We start from the raw sequence: 23,779 nt of genomic DNA, 5'->3' as shown, positions 1-23,779 counted from the left end.
TCAGAGATCCAGCGGCTTTGGTGTTTCCGGGGCGGCATGGCCGTATTTGCGCTTGTAATGGCTCAGCGCCAGAAGCGGCCAAATGTACCGGTAGCTGTGGTACCGGGAGTAGAAGGTACCGGGAAGGCCGGCCCCCGTCGGATAGGCCGTCATGCCGCCGTCCTGCTGCAGCAGGGAAGTCAGCCTTTGGACGCCCCGGTCCACGGAAGACGACGGCTGCTCCTGCACAGCGATGAGCGCGTCCAAAGCCCAGGCCGTTTGCGACGGCGTGCTCGCTCCGAGGGGGACATAGCGCATGGTTCGGTCGCTCCGGCAGGATTCGCCCCATCCGCCGTCCGGGTTTTGGATCTGCTCAAGCCAACGGACGCCTTTTTGGATCGCATCATGACTGGCCGGTACACCGGCTGCCGCCAGTCCTGTTAATGCCGCCCAGGTGCCGTAGATGTAGCATACTCCCCAGCGCCCGTACCACGAGCCGTCCTTTTCCTGGTGCCGGATCAGCCAGTTTGCGCCCCGCCGGATGAACTCATGCCGCTGCGTCAAACCCGCAAAATGGCCGAGGTACTCCAGCGTCCGGCCCGTCAGATCCGCCTCGGAGGGATCGATGGCCGCGGACTTGGCCCCTTCGATTGCAAGCCAGGTCAGGATGTGCTTGTCGGTATCCTTTTCGAACGCCGGCCAGCCTCCGTCCCGATTCTGCATCGACAGCACCCAATTCAGCCCGCGGTTCCATGCTTCCCGGTACTGCGCGTCTGTTTCCGTTAGACGGGATATCGCACGCAGCGCCGCCGTGGTGTCATCCACATCCGGGTTGATCGTGTTCGACTCGGAGAATCCCCAGCCGCCGGGAGCCGTATCCGGGTTATGGAAGCTCCAATCGGCCGGTTTGTCCTGCTGCCGGGACAGCAGGTAGGAGGCGGCCTGACGGATGGCCGGATGATTCTCCGCAACCCCGGCCTCCTGCAGGGCATCGGCGATCAGGGCGGTGTCCCAGACGGTGGAGGGCGAATTCTGGATCGTAGTCGTCCCGTCCGCCTGACACTGCAAGGCAGTCAGCCCTCTGACGGCATCGCTAATGACGGGATGCTCCCGCTCATAGCCCAAGGCAAGCAGCGCCAGAACCATCAGAATCGTGCTGCTTGCGTAGCTGTACAGGGTGCCGTCCGGCTCAATTCGATCCAGCATAAACCGCTCGGCCCGTTCCACGGCGGCTTCATGGATGAAACGCGGCGTGCCGATCAGCCTGTTCATTCCCCGGCGGAGTTCCGCCTGCAGGTTCTCGTACTCCCGCGGCAGCGGATCATCTTCGTCGGCATCCAGGCGCGGAGAGGCAAGGTCGGAGAGGTCGGGAGCGTCCGGCGGAGAAACCGAAAACTTCCGGTCCGCCATGATCAGCAGCGGCGTGAGATGGACTCTGGAATAGCCCGAAAATTCGAAAAAGTTGATCGGAAAATACGAGGGGAACAGCAGCACCTCCAGCGGGATCATGGAGATCGACCGGGGCCAGGGGCGCTGGCCCGTCGCTGCCAGGATCGCCTTGGTCAAAATGCTGTCGACCTTACCGATTCCTCCACGCGAAAGGATATACCGCTTGGCGCGCTGCATATGCTCCTCCTCCGGCCGGCTGTAACCGGAGCAAAGTAGGGCATAGTAAGCCTCCACCGAAGCCGATAAGCTGCCCTCTTCCTCATCGGGATACAGTCTCCAGCATCCGTCAGGCTGCTGCTCTTTGCAGATTCGGTCGTGAAGCTGCCGGATGATACCTTCCGGATCCGCCTCCAAAATACGAAAGAGGATGATCACGAAGGCGTCGATGCCGATTCCGTTTTCAAAGCAAAAACGCCAGGAGCCGTCAGGCTGCTGCGTCTTTAGGAGATAAGCCGTCAAACGCCCGATCTCCTCATCTACCGTACTTAGCCTATTGCTCATTTTGCCGCTTCCCTCCGTTTGTTGACCATTGATAGCAATATATGTCGGCAGGGAAGGAGAAATGAGAAAGCCGCTGATTATACCAGGGTTTGCAGAAATCTGTGGATATCCTCGTAAACGAGGCGGCCGTCGTCGAACAAGTCGGTCATGGCGTAAAAGCCGTGGATCATGCCGGGATAACGCCTGAATGTGACTAAGCCCCCCGCCTCCGCAAGCCGTCTGCCATACGCTTCCCCTTCGTCGCGGACCGGATCATACTCGGCCGTGATGATTAGTGTCTGCGGCAGGCCGTCAAGGCGGCCGAGCATCGGTGATGCGAGCGGGTTCGAAAGGTCGGTGCCGTTCTTTAAGTAATGCTTCCTGAAGTAATCCAGCACGTTACGGTTTAGAAAATAACCTTCGGCAAATCGATCTTCCGATTCATAGCTTTGCGAATAATCCGTGAGGGGGCAAATTAATATTTGCCCAGCAACATCGACTTGTCCCAAATTGCGCAGCTGTTGGGCAACCACGGCGGCCAGATTGCCACCGGCGCTGTCCCCCGCTAGGGTCAGCTTGGAGGGGTCAAATCCGAGTTCCCCGGCATGTTCCGCCACCCACTTGGCGGCGAAGATGGCCTCTGTCGGAGCGACGGGAAAAGGATGTTCGGGAGCCAGCCTGTAATCCACCGATACGACGGCACAACGGGTTACTGCGGCCAGCATGCGGCACATCGGGTCATACTTCTGCACATCGCAGATGACGAAGCCTCCACCGTGATAGAATACGATAACGGGCAGCGCGCCTTCCCGCTCTGGCCGGTAGATCCGCAGCGGCAGATCACCGTAAGGCCCCTCGATGCTCCTATCTTGAACCGATGCGAGCTCGAACGTATCTGAAATGACGGTTCCTGCGGCTATTTTGCGCAGCTCCACAGGATCCAGTGTGTGGGAGGGCGGCAGGGATGCCGTATCCTGTATGAATTTTTTGGCTTGTGCATGCAGTGTCATAGAATTCGTTCCTTCTTTCCTGATATTTGGTTAGGGGACATCATGGCTTGAAGCGAGATTAACATGCCGTTTATACTGAAGGCAGTAGCCAACGTAACTAGCATAAAAACTACCTGGATAGGAGTGGACTCGACCGATGGAAGCCGGTTTGAACCGAAAAGCGATCGGAGATTTCCTGAAAGCTAGACGAGCGCAGCTGACACCAGAGCAGTTTGGACTGCCGCAGGGACATACGCGCCGCAGAACGCCAGGACTCCGCCGGGAGGAAGTGGCGCAGCTGGCCGACTTAAGCATTACTTGGTACACGTGGTTAGAGCAGGGCCGGGAAGTATCCGCATCGCCCGAGGTACTGGATCGCCTGTCCTCTGCGCTCCAGCTGAGCCCTACGGAGCGTGAATATTTGTATCTTCTTGCTGGGAGGTATCCGGTACCATCCAGGGATATGTCGGCATACAAGCTGTCGCCCGCCTTTATGAATTTGGTGACGAGCACGCCGTATCCCTTTTTCGTCATCGGACCGGAAAATCGCCTCATCGCCTGGAACGAGCTCGCCTGCGAAATTTTGACGGATTTTTCAGCGATACCTCCCGAGGACATGCAGATGCTCCGCCTTACTTTTATGCATCCTGCATTTCGGACCAAAATTATTAATTGGGAGCACTCGACCAAAATCGCGCTTTCCTTCTACAGGAAGCTGTACGACCGCTCGGCAAGTCAGCCTTGGTATACCCGGCTCATTGAGGAACTGACCATTAGCAGCAAAGAATTTGCCGAATGGTGGCCTCTTCATGAAGTAGCCGAAAAGAACGGCCTGCGAATCGAAGTGAAGCACCCGGCAATGGGACACCTGCACTTTGAAATCATTACGTTTACCCAAATCAATGATCTTGAAAATCTGATGTGCTGCATCTATATGCCCCTGCCGGAGACACGTACGCCAGAAAAGCTGGAGGCATGGTTGAAGACTCGCCCCGCTGCCCGCATGTAAGCGAATTTTTTCGCCGAAGTGCGGGTTTTTTTTGCCCTGAATGTTCCTGTTAGTTTTTATACTAGTTAAAAATTTGATCTGGTTCCCTCTGCCTCCTTAACGTAATGTGATTTACCGAAAGGAGGCGTCTGTATGAAACCATTACCTGAAGTTCCCCGGCCTTTATCTTCTCCGTTACGCCCTCTATTGGTGCTTTCCTTGTGCGCATTTGCCATCGGCATGGCTGAATTCGTCATCATGGGCATACTGCCCGACATCGCTTCGAACCTGCAGGTCACGATATCGGATGCCGGGCTGCTCATTTCAGGCTATTCGCTTGGCGTTGCCGTTACTGCTCCGCTGATCATGATATTGACGGGACGTTTGCCCCGGAAAACGCTGCTTCTCCTCCTTATGCTGCTGTTTGTCATCAGCAACGTTTTGGCCGTATCCGCTCAAGACTTCTCCGTGCTGATGACAGCGAGGATCTTGATGTCCTTGACGCACGGCTCGTTTTTCGGCGTGGCCACGGTCATGGCGGCTGAGATGGTGACCGCCGATAAGAGGGCCTGGGCGATATCCGTTCTCGTCAGCGGCTCTTCCATAGCGAACATCGCCGGCGTTCCCTTTGGTACGTGGGTTGGCCATGCCCTTGGCTGGCGTTATACGTTTGCGGCGATTGCCGTCATCGGGGCCGCGGCGGTGGCGGGACTCTTCCGGCTGCTTCCCGGCCATCTGAGCACCCGGACTGAACCGCTGAAACGGGAGATCGGCGTTCTGGGCAAACCGGAAGTACTACTCGCGCTGCTGGTGAGCGCTTTATGTTTTGGCGGCGTGTTTATGACCTTTACGTACGTAGCTCCGCTGCTGGAGCAGCTGGCCATGTTTGACGGCCGCTCCGTTTCGTGGATTCTGGTTTTGTTCGGCATTGGCGTAACTCTTGGCAATATAGCGGGAGGGAGGTTGGCCGATTGGCGCTTGAGACCTGCGCTGATCGGAATCACCGCGGGGCTAGCAGTATGCCTCTTTGCCTTTACCGTGACGCTGGAAAGCAAGATTTTTGCCGTGGCGGATATTTTTCTTCTGGGGGTGTTCAGCTTCGGCATTCTTCCCTGTCTTACGGTCCTCGTAATGAGCAAGGCAAAGGAAGCGCCAAATCTGGCCACCACCATGAACGTATCTGCGCTGCATATCAGCAACGCCGTGGGGGCCTGGCTGGGAGGAATGGTCATCGACAGCCGGTTTGGGCTACGAGCAGTACCCCTTTTTTCCGGAGGGGTTACGCTATTGGGATTGACGCTGATCGTCTTCATGATCCTGCTGGAAACGAGGCGCAGAAAGATTCATCGAAAACAGCAGCAGGCGATTCCAGTAGAAAATTAGAAAGGAGAGTAATTCTGATGAAAGCTCTAATCGTAGAACAACCGGGGGAGGCGCAAGCCCTTCGCCTGAAAGAAGTAAAGACTCTGTCTGCAGCACCGGGCAGATTGACCATCGACGTCGCGTATGCCGGTGTAGGCTTCGTGGATGTGATGCTGGCCAGAGGGGAATTTGACCACGTTCAGCCGCCATATATTCCCGGTTTAGAGGTTGCCGGCTATGTGCGGGAAATAGGCGAAGGCGTCAAGGGCTTCCGTGTAGGCGAGCCGGTTGCGGCGATGACGCTGTCTGAGATTGGGGGATTTGCTACGGTGGTATCCGTCAGACCCGAACTGACCGTAAGGCTTGCAGAGCTCGATTCCACCCTGGATCTGGCAGTGGCTGCCGCTTCCATCGTCAATTTGACTACGGCTCTGATCGTGATGAAAGACGTGATTCGCTTGCAGACAGGCGGAAGCCTGCTGGTCCATGCCGCCGCCGGAGGGCTGGGAAGTTTCCTTGGCCAGGTCGCCCGCCGGCTGGGTGCCGGCTTGGTGTTGGGCACGGTTGGATCGGAAAGTAAAAAGAGCCTGGCCTCCTCGCTTGGGTACGATGAATTATTTGTGCGCTCCGCATTCGTCGAAGAGACGATGAGGGCTACCGGCGGCCAAGGCGTTGATGCCGTACTGGATCCCGTAGGTGGAGCCATGAGAAGGGCGAGTCTTGAAGTGATGAAGCCCTTTGGTCAGCTCGTTGTGCTTGGCAACGCTGGTGGGGAGCCGGATACACTGCAATCGACCCAAGAGCTGTGGTTTAAAAATCTGTCCGTCGCCGGATTTCAGCTTGGTACATACAGCGATGCTAACCCCGAGAGGGCAGGCCAAAGGGCCAATGAAGCATTGCAAATGCTGGCCAAGGGAGAAGTCCATGCCGACATCTCCGGGATTTACCCGGTACATGAAGCCAATGAAGCGCTTCGTCTTCTGGAGACCGGGTCCACGCGCGGGAAGCTGCTGCTTAAGATGGATGTTACGGTTGGTTTAAGCAAAATATAGATTGGCTTCAACGAGCCTGCATGCTAAAGTGAAAAAATGGATGAAACGATCCAGCAACACCAGTTCCTATCAAGCAATGGAAGGTGAATGAAATGGCAGTCAATCCATCAAGCAGCAGCTTGACGTACGAAGTCTTGATCGCAGCTCCGCCCGAGCGGGTGTGGGCGGCCATTGCCACATCGGAAGGTACACGTGCCACGTTGTTCGGGTCCAGCATCGAATCGACCTTTGAGCCGGGAGCCCGTGTCGAATTCCGGGGACCGGGGCCGGATGGGGACCGGACACTTCATGTGTACGGATTCGTGAAGCAGTACGAGCCGAACCGCGTATTTTCGTATGAACAGCATCCCGCTCCGGCATACAATGAACAGCATGAATCTGTATTTTGTGATATGACTTATCAATTGACGCCGGTGGGGGACCAGACCAAGCTGGAGCTCACTTGTGCGTGGTCCGAAGGCAACCCGGGATACGAACACGCGAAACAAGAATACCCGGCCTCGTCCTATATGGACGCGATCCGGAATTTTGCCGAAGGGACAGCGTAGACCCTGACGGTACAGCAGACCAAAAGGCTTATCTCCAATTGGTGGAGGTAAGCCTTTTCAATGAGTGCCAAACAAAGGCGTTATATATAGGGTGTAAGTCCCGAACGGAAATGGTGGGCCTACCGTTAGCCAAGGGCAAGAGTCTGCAGATTGAAACGCATAATGATTGGCAAAGATGGTTGCTAAAGAAGTGAAGCTAAGCTAAATGACCATTTTGTTCAGCTTATCGATCATCATAATCTGTTATTTGCTGTATTCGAATAAGAAGCAGAAGCTACTGCTAGTAAACTACCAAGAAAGTAAGTTTAGGTTATTTTTTTGTTAATGAGTCAGGGATAGGAGATATGTTATAATTTCAGGGTAAGGTTGTTTCAGATCAGGAAAGGCAAAAGGAGGTTGGAAGGATGAATTTTAGTCTAAAAGCTCCTGACGGTACGGTCATTGAATCGTATTTGAAAGATCACAAAGAATTTATTCGTATAGATGGCCTGGAATATGAGGTCCACAGTCCTGTAGATGAGCTGGATTCTGATCCTGAAATCCGCCATATGATCGAAGCATCGGAGACGGATCTGGTGGAGGGCAAATTGTACTCCACAGAAGAATTAATCGAATCGGTGAAGCGTGGTGAGCTGTAGTTGATTGTCCAATGGACGGAAACGGCAGCTAATCGGCTACGGCAAAATAAGAGTGAGCATTTCACCGAGCAAGAAACAAGGGAATATAAAATAAGCCTTATCAGACGAGTGGAAGAACAAGTCGTCAAAATGGGAGTTATAATGCCTTCGCGTGAATACCCAAATACGTATTACTGAATCGTCGACCGATATATCGTATCTTACAAAGTACTGGATAACGGCGAGCGTTATGTGATTACTTCATTCAAGCATAGTGCAATGAAGCGTAAATAAGAATGTTGACCGATTCCCAAGGGAGCCGGTTTTTTTGTGCCCACAAACTTAAGCATTGCCCTTCCGCATTCTATGAGGAATTGAAAGGGTTAAAATGTTTGCTTTCACGTTACTTGGACCTTTGTTAACCTTTTGGGAGCGCCATATGTGGAGCTGCCCTGTACGGCGCTGCAAACCAAAAAAGGCTTATCTCCATTTGGTGGAGGTAAGCCTTTTCATTTTGCCTCGAGCGTGTCACATGCAATTACTTCCCGTACGGATCGATCGTTTCAATCGTACCGTCCTCGTGGATCGTCAGCTCGGTGAATTTGACGCAGCGTTTGTTGTCCGCGCCGCCCGAGAGGGAGCTGTCGTGATAGAACAAGTACCATTTATCCTGGAACTGCACGATCGAGTGGTGAGTCGTCCAGCCGATGACCGGCGTCAGGATTTTTCCTTTGTACGTAAAAGGTCCCTGCGGGTTCTCGCTCACAGCGTATACGATGTTATGGGTCGTGCCGGTCGAGTAGGACAGATAATACAGTCCGTTATGCTTATGTACCCACGGTCCTTCAAAATATCTCCGTTCCTCGTCCCCTGCCAAAATCGGCTGGCCGTTCTCATCAAGAATGGAGATTTCGCGTGGCGCGTCCTTGAAGGTGAGCAGGTCGTCGCTCAGCTCAGCCACTCTTGGCCCCAGCGCCGGCTCGTCGGCCGCCGGGCCTTCTGCGTTCGGATCAAAGGTGCCCGTCTGCCATTTTTCCAGCTGGCCGCCCCACAACCCGCCGAAGTATATAAAAGCGCTTCCGTCATCATCCATAAGAACGGCCGGGTCAATGCTGAAGCTGCCCGGAATATATTCCGGCTGCGGAGTGAACGGTCCCGCGGGAGAGGAGCTGGTAGCTACGCCGATCCGGAAAATGTTGTCGTGATCCCGTGCCGGAAAGAAGAGGTAGTACGTGTTGTTCTTATAAGCCGCATCCGGTGCCCAGAGCTGCTGCTTGGCCCAAGGGATATCGCGGAGATGCAGCGCCTCGCCGTGGTCCTGGCATGGGGAGTTCGCATCGTCCATGGACAGGATGTGGTAGTCCTCCATGTCGTACTGGTCCCCGTTATCGTTGGACGTGTGCTCATGGTCCAGGTCGTGGGAAGGGTAAATATACAATTTGCCTTCAAACACGTGAGCCGAAGGGTCGGCGGTATAAATGTGGGTGACCAAAGGCTCGCGCTGCGTCACAGGCTGAGTCATCTCGTTTCCTCCTTAATCAGTGGTTGGATGGATGCTGCAATAGGTGCTCCTTTCCATTTTAACAAACAAACCGGGTCAAAAACCTACAAGATTTATAGGTCTTTTCCTCAAAATTTTAGGTTTTTAAGAAAATGGATGGTTCTCTTTTTGAGACGATCAGTTCTATGGGGGTACCCTAAATAAAAACAGGCGCCATTTCTGGCGCCTGTACTGATCTTTCTACCAAGGCGTTTCCGTTTTATGTTCAATCACTTGCGATACTTTGGGTTCAACCATTTGTTTCAATTGTTCCAGCGCACGCTCGTCATCGGAAGCTCCTCCATGCGAATCGGCCTGGAATTGTTTTTTAGCCTGAGTACTTGCGATGACGTCTATTACTTGTTGCTTGGAGATCTTTTTGGATGCTGCGATCTCGGCGACAGATGCACCTTTTGCCAATTCTTGTTTCAATTCTGCTGGGCTCATGTGAAGTAAAGCAAAGAGCTTTTCATCGTTTAAAAAGGCATCCGCAGTATAGTCAGGCTTGCCGTTTGTAGTGAAGAAGCCTTCCACGGTTGCGGCAGGGCCCCCTCCGATCAGCGAAACGCTGATCGTATTCCCTTGAACCAATGCCTGATAGAACGGCGTTGTCGATCCCTTTTCCGTATAGTTCAATATCAACGTTTTTGAGTCCGAATTCTGCATCGGCTCCATACTGTATTCGTACTTACCGGTGCTGCCGTACAGTTTGTTAATGAGATCATCGACCTTCGACTTGATTTCTTGATCGGTTAAGGAGATGACCGGCTTGTCTTGAGGCTGCCAGTTTTCTTGGTTTACATGTTCGATTTCACCCGTAATCCCGTTCAGATCAAGCCGGATCTTTTTGCCGTGATCTCCCTTTTCCTGCAGCACGATACTGGTTTGGATAGCTTTCCCCTGACTTGCATTCGCGGGATTTCCTCCAAGCTGGCTGGCGTCGACAATTTCAAACGACTTGGTTTCCGGGTAAGAGCGATACAGCTTGTCAAGCGCTGCCTGGCCAACCACATCCACCTTGACTTGTTCAGCCGTCATCGGTGTTCTCGTCGCCATTTCAATCAGGGGAGGGGCCGCGAATGCCGCGGTTGGAATCATAATTGCGGCAGCAACGATGCCGCCGATCCATCTTTTTTTCATCGTTTTTTTGCTCCTTTGTCGTTGGACGTATTGAGAATAGGATTGCTCGATTCGTTTGGAAACAGCCGGGGGGCATTCCATGGTCTCTGCCTCTCGGGTCAGGTATTCGCGGATTTGGCTTTCAATAGGCATTGTTCTTTTCCATCCTTTCCAGGGGGAGGTTTCCCAAGTGTTTTCGAAGCGACTGCAGGCCCGCATGATATCTGGACTTGACGGTTCCCAGCGGAATATCGAGTAATGTTGCAATCTCCTCCAGCGTATAGTCGTGGTAAAAGCGGAGAATGATCACCGTTCGCTGTTTATCGGTCAGCTTGTGCATGGCTTTTGATATCTCGGGGTCTGTCCCATCCGTCGTCACCGCGGGCTGATCCCAGTGATGCTCTTCCCGGGAAAAGACACGGACGCGTTCGAATATTCGGAATCTCCTCCAGCTTTTCATCCGGAATCTCTGCACTTGGCGGATGACCAAGCCGTGCAGCCAGAAGTGGAAAGGACGATCCGGATCATAATTGGGAAGCGAGGTCCACATTTGCATGTAAATCTCATTCATGATATCTTCGCGATCCTGCGGATGATCCACCAGAAAAGAGACGGTCCGGTAGACGTCCCGATAGGTGGCATCATACAAGGTATGAAACGCCTGCTGATCTCCTTCGATCATTTTTGTGAGCACGTGGTACATGGATTCGTTTTGCATTCAGAGGGCCCTCCTGGGTAAGCAGCTTACACCCTATATTGTCGCTCGATGGAAAAAAGGTTCGGTTTTTATATCATCCTATAAAAAAATATTTGGGCAGTATAGGAGGTGGTGCTTTTACAAAGCGCTGAATTACAACGTCGCCTTGGAGGAATTATACCAATATAAGGGCTGGGGAAGTATTCGGAAGAGTAACGGTTTGCAACCATGCGATACACGAACCGTATTAGGATACAAAACGCGAACGCGAATATGGAGGTAATAAGAGATGAATGAACAACAGGGATGCGTGAAATGCGGCAGCCGCAACGCCAAAACGAAAGAGGTGGCCATGACCGGCACAGGCCTGTCCAAAATGTTTGATATCCAGCACAACCAATTTGTCGTCGTCTATTGCGAAAATTGCGGTTATTCCGAATTTTACAATAAGCAGTCGTCGACGGGATCGAATATTCTCGACCTGTTCTTTGGCTAAGCCGTGGAGGGGCGTCCTCCACAGGCTTAGATAAAAGATCGCCTTTTCCAGGGCGGTCTTTGTTGAATACATCGTCAGTCTCCTATTTTTTTCGTCAACAGCAGCTCATCGTCTCTAACATAATTGCAGTGTTCATACGTTTTAATGGCAGCGTCATTCCTTTTGCCAGTCAACAATTTTACGCTTTTTACGCCGCGTTTCCTAAGATTGTCTTCCAGACATGAAATGATTGCACCCGCAATTCCTCTCCTTCGTGCGGCTTCTTCAACATACAGTTCCGTAATTTCTCCCTGCGGCTCTTCGTAACAAAATGAATGAAAACTTTGGGCACAACCAAAACCAACGAGTCTGCCCCTTATTTCCGCCACGGCAATCAATTCGTTGTTGATCTTCAAGCTCTCCATGATTTGATGGGGAGGCCGCTTGTCACCTCCGTTAAATGCTTGATTTAACCTCGAGAGTTCCTCTGCATCGGATTCTGATGCCAACCTTACCTTAATATCCGCATTCATTCTTTTCACCTGACCCATAAGTAATATGATTACATATTCTACCATACGGATGCGGTTCAAGGGTGAAGATAACAGGCGTTTAGCCCCTTAGCTCCAGTCACCCGCGCCTCGATTTGACAACCACCTTTAAATTTATTACTCTAATTAAAGTATATAAAACAAAGTAAAAAAGGTGGAGTGGAGTTTGAAAGCATATTTTAAAAATAAAGCCGTCATCGGCGGCATTTTCATGATGATTTTTTATCAAATCATCATGATCGGAATCTTCATGTCCGGTTACAGCGCGCTTCCGAAAAACGTGGACCGCTTGACGATGGCGATCGTGAATGAAGACCAGCAGTCGGGCGCACAATTTGTAGAGCAGCTGCAGAAGCAGCTGCCGCTGCATGTCGTCACGGACGAATCGCTTGAGCAGGCGCAGAAGGACTTGGATAATCGCGACATTCAGTTCATCATGCATATCCCGCAGGATTTTACGCAGAAGCTGGCCGCCCAGGGCGAACAGGTGAAGCTGGACTTTTTCATCAACGAATCGAATCCGGCGTCGGTCAACAGCACGATGCAGAGCATTGCGACACAGGTTTCCTCCAAGATCAGCACGCAGATTCAGACGCAGAGCTTTGAGGCCATGCTGCAGGGCATGAAGGTGCCCGCTGATCAATCCAAGCAGATGGTTGAAGGCGTGATGTCGAAGGTGACGCCGAATATCGTGTCCACGAACACACCGCCTGCCGGCATGCATAATCAGATGGCACCGATGTTCCTGACGATGGCGTCCTACGTAGGTGCGATGATTTATTCGATGATCAGCTCGGGCGCCCTGAACCAGCTGAAAGCCAAAGTTGGCAAATGGAGAGCGTTCCTGTCTCTGCAGGGCGTCCATGTGGTGCTGTCCGTGATCGCGCCGCTGGTCGGTTTGGCTATCTACTTCGGCTTCCACAACTACGGAGTGGAGACGTTCCTGAAGATGTGGATGGTGCACTCCCTGGAAATGCTCGTCGCCATCGAGTTCACCAGCATTTGCGTGCTGCTGCTCGGCCAGGCCGGCATGATGCTGAATCTGCCGCTGCTGCTGTCGCAGACGATTGCGGGCGGAGCTGTGCTGCCGCCGGAGATGATGCCGGGATTCTTCAAGGCATTCAGCCACATTTCGCCGATGTTCTACACCATTCATCTGGATTACAACCTGCTTTTTGGAGGCGGGAAAACGGCGGAATACGTCCTCGGTTTGGCCCTGGTGGGTGCAGGAGCGCTCGTCATCAACCTGTTCATTCACCAGTTTAAGCCGGTCAAATCGGCCAAGGCGGGAAAGGAGCCTGCAGCGGAACCGCAATTCATGTAAAATAAGATCGGATGGGCTGACAGGAAAAGGTCCTGTCGGCCCTTTTTTCATATGATGAGGAGGATCGCAATGTCGCTTCAGATCTTTATTCTCGGCTTGCTCAGCGAGGGGGAGCACCATCCGTACGACATCAAGAAACAGGTGTTCAAGCCTCTGGAAAATACGATCACAATTAACGACGGGACGCTGTATTACAATTTTGAGGTCCTGCTGAAAAAGGGCTACATCCGCAAAATCAAAGTCGTCCAATCCGAAAACCGTCCGGAGAAAACGACATATGGCATTACCGAAGAGGGCCGCAAGGCGCTGGAAGAGGAAATTTACGCGGTATTTCAAAATTTCACGAGCATCACGAGCCTGTATTCATCCCTGTTGTTTCTGGATAAAGTGGATAAGCATAAGCTGGCTTACATCATCGAAGAGTCCATCGCCCGGCTGGAGAAAAAAATCCGGCTGATCGAGGAGCGGCCCGGCTTTTCCGAGGTTCCGGACAGGTACCGGGATTCGGCCCTTTTTATTAGCGAGCATGCCTACCACGCCCTGTCGAATGACGCCAACTGGCTCCGGAAGCTGATGGAACATCTCCGTTCTGCTTGACCTCCCGGCTTCAACTTTATGGAAAATCCAGGGTTGACAAAAGCAAATGGATGCCATAATATAATTAACAATTTCATACCTCATAAAGGTTTCGATTAGAAATAGTAGAAGTGAAGTGACTTTTCAGAGAGCCGCTGGGTGGTGCGAAGCGGTATGGTCGATCATTTCGAACTCGTCTATGAACCGCCACCTGACAATGTAGGGTCTGCCGGAGTTCCACCGTTACAGGGATAGATGGTGATTGCCATCGAAGAAGATCATTTTTGCATTGCTGAAAATGAATTAGAGTGGTACCGCGGGTTAAACCTCGTCTCTAGCGTAGAGACGGGGTTTTTTTGTTGGCCAAATTCCGGGTTTGGCCGGCACCCCTTTTAAATATATATGAACTACACTCATTTGGGAGGAATAGCAGATGAACCGCAAAATTATCGTATTGGACACGACGTTACGCGACGGAGAGCAGGTGCCTGGCGCCAAGCTCAACACGCAGCAGAAGGTTGAATTCGCGCAGCAGCTGAAGCGCCTCAATGTAGATATCATCGAGGCGGGCTTCCCTGCGTCGTCGGCGGGGGATTTTCAAGCCGTGCAGGAAATCGTCAGAACCGTGGGGGACAGCGTCTCTGTGACCGCGCTCGCCCGCGCAGTGAAGAGCGACATCGAAAGCGTGTATGAAAGCATCAAGCTGGCACAAAATCCGTTTATCCATATCGTGCTGGGCACGTCCAACATCCATGTGGAGAAAAAGTTCAGCCGCTCGAAGGACGCCGTCATGCAGATGGGTGTGGATGCGGTCAAATTTGCGAAGACGCTGCTGCCAGAAGTGCAATATTCCACGGAGGATGCTTCCCGGTCGGAATTCGAGTACCTGTGGCAGACGATCGAAGCGGTGGTCAAAGCCGGCGCGACGATCATCAACGTTCCAGACACGGTAGGCTATGCCGTTCCGGAAGAGTTCGGTGAGCTGATCCGCAAAATCAACGACCGGCTGAAAAATCTGAACGACAAGGTCGTCCTGAGTGTGCACTGCCATAACGATCTGGGGCTGGCCACGGCAAACACGCTGGCCGCCATCAAGAACGGCGCCGAGAAGGTGGAGTGCACCATCAACGGGCTTGGCGAACGCGCCGGCAACACCTCACTTGAGGAAGTGGTGATGGGGCTGAAGGTGCGGGAGAATTATTTTAACTGCCATACCCAGATCCAGCTGAAGGAAATACTGCGCACCTCCCGGCTGCTGACGCATTTGACAGGCCTGGATGTGCAGGTCAACAAGGCGATTACGGGCGAAAACGCGTTTGCCCACTCGTCCGGCATTCATCAGGATGGACTGCTGAAAGATAAAAACGTGTACGAAATCATGTCGCCGGAGGAAGTCGGGGCTGAGAGCATGGAATTGATCCTGACCGCGCGTTCCGGACGGCATGCGTTCAGAAATGCGGTAGAAAAGATCGGCTTTGACACGAGCAATCCAAACGATTTTGAGGAGCTGTTTGCGAAATTTCTGCAGCTGGCCGATGCCAAAAAGGAAGTGTACGACCATGACGTATTCTACCTGGTGACCGAGCACCGCAAGATCGATCAGGGCACCAGCCATCTGTATGAGCTGGAATCCTTCCAGGTCGTGACCAACGACCTCGTGCCGACGGCGACCGTCCAGCTGAAAAAAGGCGGCGAAAGCTATACCGACAGCAAAGTCGGGGACGGACCGATCGATGCGCTGTACAGCGCGATCAAGGCCTTGGTCGGACTTGACGTGCAGCTGAGGGATTATAAAATCAACAGCCTGTCCCGGGGCAAAGAGGCGATCGGCCGCGTCAACATCCGGCTGGAATATCAGGGCAAAACTTATTCGGGACGGGCGATGGATACCGACATTATCAAGGCGAGCGCGCTGGCGTTCCTCAACGGCATCAACGCCGCCGTACTGGACGCACCGGGCGAGCCGCAGGCAGCTGTGCAGGGCGCAAGCGAGTAAAAGGAGGCATATATCATGGCTTTAAAAGAGAGTGCCGAGCGGGTGCAGGGCCGTCTCCGTGACATGGGCTACGACCATCGGGTGGTGGAACTGCCGGACAGCACTCGCACGGCGGAAGAAGCCGCGGCGGCGATTGGCTGCGAAGTGGCACAAATTGCGAAGTCCATTATTTTCCGTCAGAGCGGTTCCAATGAACCTGTGCTTGTTGTAACAAGCGGCGTAAACCGCGTCAATGAAAAGCTTGTTTCCTCCTCGCTTAACGTCAAGCTGAAGAAGGCGGACGCAGATTTCGTGCGGGTACACACCGGCTTTGTCATCGGTGGTGTAGCGCCGATTGGTCACCCGGAGAGAATCACGACGATTATTGATGAAGACTTGTTGAAATTCGGCACGATTTGGGCGGCGGCCGGTCATCCGAAGGCGGTATTTTCTTGCACCCCGGAGGAGCTAACTGCAATGACAGCCGGACAGGTAATGACCATTCAATAAGGTATGGGGCCGAGGTTATGAGTACAGCCGGAGACGAACGTATTTTATGCGGTTGGGAACCAGTTCGGGCTCCGCATTTAAGATCCGAATCCAGAAGAGGCAGCAGGATGTGCTGCTTCTTCTGTTTTTATCATTTTTCGTATAGTCTTGCGGCGGATCTGCCGTCATGCCTTGACAAAAGGAACGATTTTGAAGAAACTAGATGTATATGAAAGTTTTTTTGATGTTCAAAATTATTTTTAGATGACAGATTGAAGAGAGTGGGATCTATGGAACATATCAAGGAAGAGCTGAATGTGCTGCTGCCTGTTATCCGGGCCATCGCCGCCCAGTTTGGGGAGAAATGTGAAGTGGTGCTTCACGATTTGACGCAAGGGTACGAAAGCACGATCGTGGCGATCGAGAACGGCCACATTACCGGGCGGAAGATCGGGGACTGCGGCAGTAATCTCGGGCTGGAGGTGCTGCGCGGAACCGTGACGGAGGGAGACCGCTACAACTATATCACCCAGACGAAGGACGGCAAAATATTGCGTTCCTCCTCAACCTACTTCAAGAACAGCAAGGGTGAGACGATCGGAGCGCTCTGCATGAACCTGGATATATCCGATCTGCTCGTGGCGGAGAATACGATCCGCTCGCTGACGATGCACAGCCTCGATCAGGAAGTGAAAGAGGTATTCGTCAACGACGTGAACGATCTGCTTGATTACCTGCTGCAGGAATGCCAGAAGGAAATCGGCAAGCCGGTCTCGCATATGAGCAAGGATGACAAGGTGAAGGCGGTGCAGTTTCTGGATATGCGCGGCGCTTTTCTTGTGAAAAAGGCGGGAGATAAAGTATGCCAGTTCCTCGATATTTCCAAGTTTACGCTGTATAACTATCTCGACGAAATTCGGGCAAACCAGGACAAAGGCATGCCGAAAAACAGGGTATAGGGCTGGATGGATTTTGAATAGCGAAGTGACAGACAAGGGCAGAAGGAGTCCACGCATTTGCATGAACATAAGTGGAAACGGTGCTGCATAAGAGTAGGCCTTTATTTCGGGCTTTTCTTTGTCATGATTTGAAAGCGTATTCAAACTTGTGCTGAATCATAGAAATTATATTGACAATGCGCAGCGAAGGGATTCATAATGTGAACAATCAAAAAAATATTTTTTTGACCTAATTATTTTTTTGTTGGTTTGGAGTTTGATTGTCTCAGCGAGCCTATCACAAGGGCATACCCATGACCCAGATCTGTGTCATTTAAGGAGGGAGCAAGATGGTTCAAACCGTATCAACGCCTGCCGTCATCGTCGATTTGGACATTGCCGAACGCAACATCCACAGCATGGCGGAGGAAGCGAGAAAGGCCGGAATCCGGCACCGTCCCCACATCAAATCCCACAAGTCGGTTTATTTTGCCCGCAAGCAGCTGGAGGCCGGAAGCACCGGCATCACCTGCGCCAAGCTGGGGGAAGCGGAAGTGATGGCTGAAGCGGGGATCGACGATATTTTGATCGCTTTTCCCATCATTGGCGAAGACAAGCAAGAGCGGCTGTATCAGCTGGCGCAAAAGGTGAAAGTAACGACGGTCGCCGACAGCGTGGAAGGCGCCACGGCGGTGTCGGAGGTGGGCGAGCGTCTCGGCCGCCGCATACCGCTCTACATTGAAGTGGACGGGGGGATCGGGCGCTGCGGCCGCCAGCCGGGGGAGGACACGCTGCAATTTGCGCGGCGGATCCAAAGCCTGCCGGGGATCGAAATCACCGGACTGCTGTCCTACGCGGGGCAGATTTACGGCGAAGAGAGCCGGGAAGAGATTCGCAGCACGGCACGCCAAGAGGCGGCTACCCTGAAGAATACCGCCGATCTGCTGAGGGAAGCGGGGATCGACGTTCCGGTCGTCAGCGGCGGTTCGTCGCTGTCGTCCAAGTTCGCAGGGGAACTGGAGGGGGTAACTGAGATCCGCGCCGGAAATTACATATTCCACGACGTGGGCCAATTGTCGATGGGTATGATCACGGTGGACGATTGCGCGCTGCGGGTGATCACGACGGTCGTCAGCGTACCGGCTCCTGGCCGGGCGATCATCGACGCGGGATCCAAAACGCTCACCACGGATACGATGCCGTTCTCTAAAGGTTTCGGCTACATCGTGGAGCATCCCGACATCGAAATTTTCAAGCTGAATGAAGAGCACGGGTTCCTCAGCTATGATCCGGCTTCCGTATCGCTTCACATCGGCCAGCACCTGACGATTATCCCGAACCATGCCTGCGTCCTTCCGAATCTGTGCGATGAAATCGTCGGCTTCCGCGGAGGAGTGCCGGTCGAGAAAATTCGGATCGATGCAAGGGGCAAGAACAGCTAAGCGCTACAGGGAGGAGGCTGGGATTCATGGGAAAGGACCTTGATTCATTTCACGAGCTGGAGCTGCTGGATATCGTCTGCGGACTGATCCGCATCCCGAGCGAAAATCCGCCGGGACGCGAAGAGGCGGCCGCCCGGTACGTCCTGCAGCTCCTCCGGGACGAGGGGATCGAAGCCGAGCTGCAGTGGGCCGCGCCGCAGCGGCCGAATGTGGTCGCCCGGTTGAAGGGCACGGCCGAAGGGCCGGCGCTCCTGTACAACGGCCATCTCGACGTTGTCCCGGCCGGGGAAGGCTGGAGCGAGGACCCATTTGCCGCCGTCGTCCGGGGCGGTGAGCTGATCGGCCGGGGTGCGGCCGATATGAAGTCGGGCGTCGCGGCCATGCTGTACGCGGCCATCCTGCTGCACCGGCGCGGCTGCCCGTTCGCCGGGGAGCTGATCCTGCTCTTCAACGTGGACGAAGAGCGGGAGAATGTCGGCATGCGCCACTTTATGCGCAGCGGCGTACACGCCGATTTCGCCGTCATCGGCGAGCCGACCGATCTCGGCATCTGCACCGCCCATAAAGGCGTCGGCCGCTACCGGATCCGCACGGCGGGCGTCGCTGGCCATGCGGCAAAGGTGCTGGAGCCCGACAACGCCATTCCGAAGATGGCGGCGCTCATCTCGGCGCTGGAGCCGCTTCGAAGCCGCCTCAAAGAGAGCGCCGATCCGCTCCTCGGATACGCGACGCTGAACGTCACGCAGATCAAGGGCGGGACGGCGCCGAACATCGTGCCGCAGCACTGCGAGATCGAGGTCGACCGCCGGGTTATCCCCGGCGAGACGGCGGCGCAGGTGCTGGAGCAGCTGAAAGAGGCGCTAAATACAGCTGCAGGCACAAGCTCAAGCGCAGGCTTAAGTGCCGGAACTGGTGAAGTCACCTACGAAGTGGACGACTACTTGTTTATACCGGCGTCGACCATTCCGCAGGACCATCAGCTTGTGCAGGCACTGGTGGAGGTCACCGGCGATGTTCTCGGGAACCCGTCCGCCATCGGCATTTTTGAAGCGACCTGCGAGGCGCCGTTTCTGTCCGTTGACTTGGGCATACCGACGGTTATATTCGGACCCGGATCGCTGGACCAAGCCCATGTGAAGGATGAGCGGGTTCCTGTCCGTCAGATCACGGACGCAGCCAAGGTGTACATGCAGCTCGCCATGCGGCTGCTTCAACAACAACCATTACAGGAGGAATGATGATGAGCATTCAAGAGAGATTGAAAGAACTGAACATCGAGCTGGAGCCGGTTGGCGAGCCGAAGTTCTCGTACGTTCCCGTAAACCAGGTAGGAAATCTGCTGTACACTTCGGGTCATGATTGCCGCAAGAACGGGGAGCTGATTTTAAAAGGCAAGCTTGGAGAAGAGCTGACGATCGAACAGGGGCAAGAGGCGGCGCGCCGGTGCATCGTGAACATTTTATCGTCGCTGCAGGCCCATCTGGGCAGCTTGGACCGGGTGAAGAAAGTGGTGAAAATGCTCGGCTTCATCCAAAGCGCTCCGGGATTTAAAGATCAGCCTTACGTGCTGAACGGGGCGTCGGATCTGCTGATTGAGGTGTTCGGGGAGAAGGGCAAGCATGCGCGCTCCGCGATCGGGACGAACGAGCTGCCGTTTGATACGCCGGTCGAGGTGGAGATCATCGTCGAGATCGAATAACGGCGGTAGAACCGGGAGAGCTATTTTTCATATAAAAAAAGGAGGGGGTTCAACCCAATGAACCACCACTCCGGAAAATGATCAGATTATTAATGTAACAGACCGAAGCTTGAAAATCAACGAACCGGAGGATCGAAGGATGAAGAGCAAGGTTCCATTATATCTGCTGTCTCTTATTGCATACCTGGGGATGCCGCTCGGCGTCATCTGGATGAATCGGATTTACGAGGAACGCCATGTGTTCGTGCTCGGCATGCCTCTATTGCTGTTCTGGATGGTGCTGTGGATCCTCCTTGGGGTTGGCATCATGCTGCTGGTTCATAGGCTCAATCCGGACAACCTGGAAGAAGAGAAGGAGGCGACGGAATAATGTCACATCAGGCTATTTCCATCTCGATTATCGGCATTTTTCTAGTTCTGGCGCTGTATCTCGGCATCCGGGCGTCGAAAGGTAAAAAAATGAGTCTCGAAGAATGGTCCGTCGGTGGGCGCGGATTCGGGACGGCTTTTATTTTTCTTCTGATGGCGGGCGAGCTGTATACGGTCAACGCCCTGATGGGCATCAGCGGCTGGGCTTTCGGGCGCGGCGGGGCTGCGTTCTATAACATCACGATGCTCAATTTCATCATCGGATACTGGCTGCTGCCGAAGATTTGGAAGTATGGGAAGGAGCATAATCTGATCTCCCAATCCGACTTCTTTATCAAAAAATACAACAGTCCGGCTCTGGGCATTTTCGTGGCGGTCGTCGGCTTCATTTCCATGATTCCTTATCTGATCATCCAGCTGAAGGGGCTGGGGCTGATCATTTCCGAGGCGTCGTACGGCGCCATCTCCCCGACCGCCGCCATTTGGATCGGCGTGATCGCCGTCACGGTCTATGTGATGATTTCGGGCATTCACGGCTCGGCGTGGACCGCCGTCATCAAGGACATCCTCATCGTGGTGGTTGTCGTGTTTCTCGGTTTGTACCTACCGATTCACTATTATGGCGGCATTGGGGATATGTTCCGGGCGGTGGAGGACGCCAAGCCCGGTTTTCTCGGCCTGGAGGACAAGGGGTACAGCACGTCCTGGTACGTATCCAGCCTGATTCTGCTGTCCTTCGGATATTACATGTGGCCGCACGGCTTCATCGCCACCTATTCCGGCAAAAATGCGCGCTCCATCCGCAAAAATACGCTCATGCTCCCGCTGTACATGCTGTTTACGCTGTTCGTCCTGTTTATCGGGACGTCGGCGGTACTGCAGGTGGATGGCGTCAGCAACAACGACATCGCCATTTTTGCCATCGTGAAGCAGACGTTCAGCCCCTGGGTCGTCGGTCTCCTTGGCGCTGCCGGGCTGCTGACGGCGATCGTTCCGGGATCGATGCTGCTGATGACGACGGCAGCGCTGATCGCTAACAACGTCGTCAAAGCGCTTCGTCCGCGGACGGACGACCGAACGGTCATGAGTTTGGCGCGCTGGTTGGTGCCGGTGGTGGCCGCGGTCGCGCTCATCTTCACGTTCAACAGCGGCTCGGCGATCCTGCTGCTGATGCTGAGCGGTTACGGTTTTGTGTCGCAGCTGACGCCGGCGGTGGTCACAAGCTTTATGAAACGGAATCCATTGAACAAGTACGGCGTGTTTGCCGGAGTGACGGTCGGCGTGCTGATCGTCGCTTATATCAACCTGATCGGCGCCACCATGGGCACCTTTTTCCCTGCGGCCCCGAGCTGGTTCCAGGATTTGAACGTGGGGATTGTGGCGCTGCTCGCCAACATCGTGGTTTCCCTGATCGTCAGCGCAGCGACCCGATCCTTGTCCGCCAGCCGCGACAGCGCCGCTGCCGAGCGTGCGGCCGTCAAAGGTGCATGATCGGTGCTGTGAGCAAGCAGCGGGAAAAGTTAGAAAGATATCGATATGGCCGTGGGGTGAGCCTTTAGATCAAGGGGCCACTTAATGGATGGACTGCCATTTGATAGGCATTTTTCGTTATACACGGCGCTTCGTGCCGGGAACGTCCAGAAGATGGACTTCCCGGTTTTTTTATATGTATTGGGAGGTTATTAGAACCTGGGGAATCATGAATTTGTACGGGGCAAAAAGAATGACCTTTTGGATGAAATAAAATCTGTTAATTCCGCCTGCTTTAAGGTTCATTTAATATTGACCGGGTATACTGGCCCTGACCAAGAAGAAGGAGGACCTCATGCTCATGGGCAAACCGCGAATCGAAGAATGGACGCAGCTGCGTGGCCTCGCCTTTCTGGCGATCGTGATGCAGCATTCCATTGCCGAGTATATCTACAGGCCCGACATTGTGGCCGCGGATTCCACCATGCTGACGATGATCTACCACCTGACCCGTTTCGGAACGCCGACCTTTGTATTTTTGTCCGCCGTGCTGCTGTTCTACAACTATGGTGAACGGTTTCGGTACGGTCCGTTTATCCGCAAACGGTTCGGGGATGTGTATGTCCCTTTCCTGTGCTGGACGGTGATTTATTGGCTGTATGTCCACGTATTTACCCCATCCTTCTGGCAAAAAGGAGGACAGGACTGGGGAGCGCTGCTGAAAGAGATGTTCGTTCCTCAGACGGGATACCAGCTGTGGTTTATCCTGATGATCTTTCAATTCTACCTGCTGTTTCCGCTGTTTGCCTGGGCGTTCCGGGCGGCGCGGCGCGTGATCGGTCCTATGGAGGCGAAGAAGCGGGCAGGGGTGCTGACCGCGATCCTGGGCGGTTCTTGTATGATCTACACTGCTCTGCTGTATCTCTCCTATTACCGGATGGGGAGCTGGGCCGAAGGGCTTGGCGGACCCTGGTCCGTTTTGCTGCAGTACCGCAGCTATTCGTTTGTGATGTACGGTTTTTATTTTGTGGCGGGTGCTGTATGTGCGGCATCCGTCTCCAACTGGCGGAAGTGGTGCACCCGGCTGCTGCCTTGGACCGGACTCCTGTTCCTGGCGATGTACATCAAGCTGGGCTATGACGTGCTGCAGGGGTCGGGCGAGGTCGTGAATTTAAATATATCCACGTACCTGCGGCCATCGACCTTTGTCATCATCGTCGCGCAGATGCTCCTGTTGTACGGGCTGCTCGTCATGATGCAGGGGCGAAGCCAGGCTTTCCTGCGGCTCCTGACCTGGATCGGCCGATATTCATTCGGCGGCTATCTTGTGCACGCCCTGATCATTTACGTGATTGCCTTTTTTACGCGACCGATGGATCTGGCCGGCAGCCACGTGTCTTTTACGCTCCTGACCTTCGGCCTGACTGTGCTCGCTTCGCTCGGCATCAGCTACACGCTGTCGCATCTGCCGGGATCGCGCTGGATCATTGGCGCAAAGCGCCGTGACATGAAGCAGGGCAAGCCGGACGAGACCGGCTTCCGAAAGGAGTCGCCCACAGTGTCTTGATGCCTTGATGAAAGTCCATTGAAACAAACCATTTATGCTTCCAATCATCCCGCAGCGAAAAAGGGTGCCATCAATCCAATGATT

General features: G+C 53.9%; 23 protein-coding genes and 1 other annotated feature. Of the genes, 17 read left to right on the top strand and 6 right to left on the bottom strand.

What is annotated here, in order from left to right; genetic code table 11:
• Both shc and K2F33_RS32870 read right to left on the bottom strand, forming a co-directional pair.
• Entirely contained in the window at window positions 1-1,929 is a 1,929-nt protein-coding gene (gene shc / locus K2F33_RS32875; protein WP_263880643.1) for a squalene--hopene cyclase, read from the bottom strand.
• A 77-nt stretch (window positions 1,930-2,006) separates the two neighbouring features.
• A complete protein-coding gene (locus K2F33_RS32870) occupies window positions 2,007-2,918 on the bottom strand; it encodes an alpha/beta hydrolase (protein WP_263880642.1) in 912 nt (303 codons plus the stop codon).
• 136 nt (window positions 2,919-3,054) lie between these two features.
• Between K2F33_RS32870 and K2F33_RS32865 the strand changes: the two genes are divergently transcribed.
• The 5 genes from K2F33_RS32865 (at window position 3,055) to K2F33_RS32845 (ending at window position 7,485) form a co-directional block, all read left to right on the top strand.
• The gene (locus K2F33_RS32865; protein ID WP_089545844.1) at window positions 3,055-3,906 is read left to right on the top strand and encodes a helix-turn-helix transcriptional regulator; all 852 of its coding nucleotides are present in this window, start codon (window positions 3,055-3,057) and stop codon (window positions 3,904-3,906) included.
• Between the two features lie 132 nt (window positions 3,907-4,038).
• The gene (locus tag K2F33_RS32860) at window positions 4,039-5,268 is read left to right on the top strand and encodes an MFS transporter (RefSeq protein WP_263880641.1); all 1,230 of its coding nucleotides are present in this window, start codon (window positions 4,039-4,041) and stop codon (window positions 5,266-5,268) included.
• A gap of 17 nt (window positions 5,269-5,285) precedes the next feature.
• Window positions 5,286-6,299 (top strand): quinone oxidoreductase family protein, encoded by a 1,014-nt coding sequence (locus tag K2F33_RS32855; RefSeq protein WP_263880640.1) that lies wholly within the window; start codon window positions 5,286-5,288, stop codon window positions 6,297-6,299.
• A gap of 92 nt (window positions 6,300-6,391) precedes the next feature.
• Window positions 6,392-6,847 (top strand): SRPBCC domain-containing protein, encoded by a 456-nt coding sequence (locus tag K2F33_RS32850; protein ID WP_089545846.1) that lies wholly within the window; start codon window positions 6,392-6,394, stop codon window positions 6,845-6,847.
• Between the two features lie 404 nt (window positions 6,848-7,251).
• Window positions 7,252-7,485, top strand: a complete 234-nt coding sequence (locus K2F33_RS32845) for a hypothetical protein (RefSeq protein ID WP_076170422.1) — start codon at window positions 7,252-7,254, stop codon at window positions 7,483-7,485.
• Between the two features lie 517 nt (window positions 7,486-8,002).
• Here K2F33_RS32845 and K2F33_RS32840 read toward each other — a convergent pair.
• The 3 genes from K2F33_RS32840 to K2F33_RS32830 all read right to left on the bottom strand — a co-directional run bounded on the left by K2F33_RS32840 (window position 8,003) and on the right by K2F33_RS32830 (window position 10,841).
• Window positions 8,003-8,986 carry a glycoside hydrolase family 43 protein gene (locus K2F33_RS32840; RefSeq protein ID WP_076170421.1) on the bottom strand — a complete coding sequence of 328 codons (984 nt, stop codon included), beginning with the start codon at window positions 8,984-8,986 and terminating at the stop codon, window positions 8,003-8,005.
• Window positions 8,987-9,205: 219 nt separating this feature from the next.
• A complete protein-coding gene (locus tag K2F33_RS32835; RefSeq protein ID WP_084203900.1) occupies window positions 9,206-10,276 on the bottom strand; it encodes a hypothetical protein in 1,071 nt (356 codons plus the stop codon).
• Entirely contained in the window at window positions 10,266-10,841 is a 576-nt protein-coding gene (locus K2F33_RS32830) for a sigma-70 family RNA polymerase sigma factor (RefSeq protein WP_089545848.1), read from the bottom strand. Before K2F33_RS32830 ends, K2F33_RS32835 begins: the two co-directional genes overlap by 11 nt.
• 268 nt (window positions 10,842-11,109) lie before the next feature.
• Between K2F33_RS32830 and K2F33_RS32825 the strand changes: the two genes are divergently transcribed.
• Window positions 11,110-11,316 (top strand): zinc ribbon domain-containing protein, encoded by a 207-nt coding sequence (locus K2F33_RS32825; RefSeq protein WP_089545849.1) that lies wholly within the window; start codon window positions 11,110-11,112, stop codon window positions 11,314-11,316.
• Between the two features lie 74 nt (window positions 11,317-11,390).
• Here K2F33_RS32825 and K2F33_RS32820 read toward each other — a convergent pair whose 3' ends face one another.
• On the bottom strand, window positions 11,391-11,828 hold the full coding sequence (locus K2F33_RS32820; protein WP_263880639.1) for a GNAT family N-acetyltransferase: 438 nt from the start codon (window positions 11,826-11,828) through the stop codon (window positions 11,391-11,393).
• 184 nt (window positions 11,829-12,012) lie between these two features.
• On the opposite strand from K2F33_RS32820, the gene K2F33_RS32815 reads away from it, so the two are divergent.
• The 11 genes from K2F33_RS32815 (at window position 12,013) to K2F33_RS32765 (ending at window position 23,695) form a co-directional block, all read left to right on the top strand.
• The gene (locus K2F33_RS32815) at window positions 12,013-13,170 is read left to right on the top strand and encodes a YhgE/Pip domain-containing protein (protein WP_263880638.1); all 1,158 of its coding nucleotides are present in this window, start codon (window positions 12,013-12,015) and stop codon (window positions 13,168-13,170) included.
• A 69-nt stretch (window positions 13,171-13,239) separates the two neighbouring features.
• Entirely contained in the window at window positions 13,240-13,767 is a 528-nt protein-coding gene (locus K2F33_RS32810) for a PadR family transcriptional regulator (RefSeq protein WP_089545852.1), read from the top strand.
• Between the two features lie 82 nt (window positions 13,768-13,849).
• Window positions 13,850-14,085, top strand: a binding site (T-box leader).
• A 94-nt stretch (window positions 14,086-14,179) separates the two neighbouring features.
• The gene (locus K2F33_RS32805) at window positions 14,180-15,742 is read left to right on the top strand and encodes a 2-isopropylmalate synthase (protein ID WP_076170417.1); all 1,563 of its coding nucleotides are present in this window, start codon (window positions 14,180-14,182) and stop codon (window positions 15,740-15,742) included.
• Window positions 15,743-15,757: 15 nt separating this feature from the next.
• Window positions 15,758-16,231, top strand: coding sequence for a YbaK/EbsC family protein (locus tag K2F33_RS32800; RefSeq protein ID WP_263880637.1), 474 nt, complete (start codon window positions 15,758-15,760; stop codon window positions 16,229-16,231).
• Between the two features lie 269 nt (window positions 16,232-16,500).
• On the top strand, window positions 16,501-17,169 hold the full coding sequence (locus K2F33_RS32795; protein ID WP_263880636.1) for a helix-turn-helix transcriptional regulator: 669 nt from the start codon (window positions 16,501-16,503) through the stop codon (window positions 17,167-17,169).
• A 329-nt stretch (window positions 17,170-17,498) separates the two neighbouring features.
• Window positions 17,499-18,590, top strand: a complete 1,092-nt coding sequence (locus tag K2F33_RS32790; RefSeq protein ID WP_263880635.1) for an alanine racemase — start codon at window positions 17,499-17,501, stop codon at window positions 18,588-18,590.
• Between the two features lie 26 nt (window positions 18,591-18,616).
• Window positions 18,617-19,828 carry a M20 family metallopeptidase gene (locus K2F33_RS32785; protein WP_263880634.1) on the top strand — a complete coding sequence of 404 codons (1,212 nt, stop codon included), beginning with the start codon at window positions 18,617-18,619 and terminating at the stop codon, window positions 19,826-19,828.
• The gene (locus tag K2F33_RS32780; RefSeq protein ID WP_076170412.1) at window positions 19,828-20,289 is read left to right on the top strand and encodes a RidA family protein; all 462 of its coding nucleotides are present in this window, start codon (window positions 19,828-19,830) and stop codon (window positions 20,287-20,289) included. Before K2F33_RS32785 ends, K2F33_RS32780 begins: the two co-directional genes overlap by 1 nt.
• Window positions 20,290-20,428: 139 nt before the next feature.
• Window positions 20,429-20,659: a DUF3311 domain-containing protein gene (locus tag K2F33_RS32775; RefSeq protein WP_116232318.1), complete on the top strand. Its 231-nt coding sequence runs from the start codon at window positions 20,429-20,431 to the stop codon at window positions 20,657-20,659.
• On the top strand, window positions 20,659-22,149 hold the full coding sequence (locus K2F33_RS32770; protein WP_263880633.1) for a sodium:solute symporter family protein: 1,491 nt from the start codon (window positions 20,659-20,661) through the stop codon (window positions 22,147-22,149). The genes K2F33_RS32775 and K2F33_RS32770 overlap by 1 nt, the downstream gene beginning before the upstream one ends.
• Window positions 22,150-22,489: 340 nt before the next feature.
• Window positions 22,490-23,695: an acyltransferase gene (locus K2F33_RS32765; protein ID WP_263880632.1), complete on the top strand. Its 1,206-nt coding sequence runs from the start codon at window positions 22,490-22,492 to the stop codon at window positions 23,693-23,695.
• Window positions 23,696-23,779 lie beyond the last annotated feature (84 nt).

The sequence above is a fragment of the Paenibacillus sp. PSB04 genome, assembly GCF_025809195.1.
In the GTDB taxonomy this organism is placed as follows: domain Bacteria; phylum Bacillota; class Bacilli; order Paenibacillales; family Paenibacillaceae; genus Paenibacillus_AQ; species Paenibacillus_AQ favisporus.
This window is presented reverse-complemented; position numbering and strand designations above follow the sequence as displayed.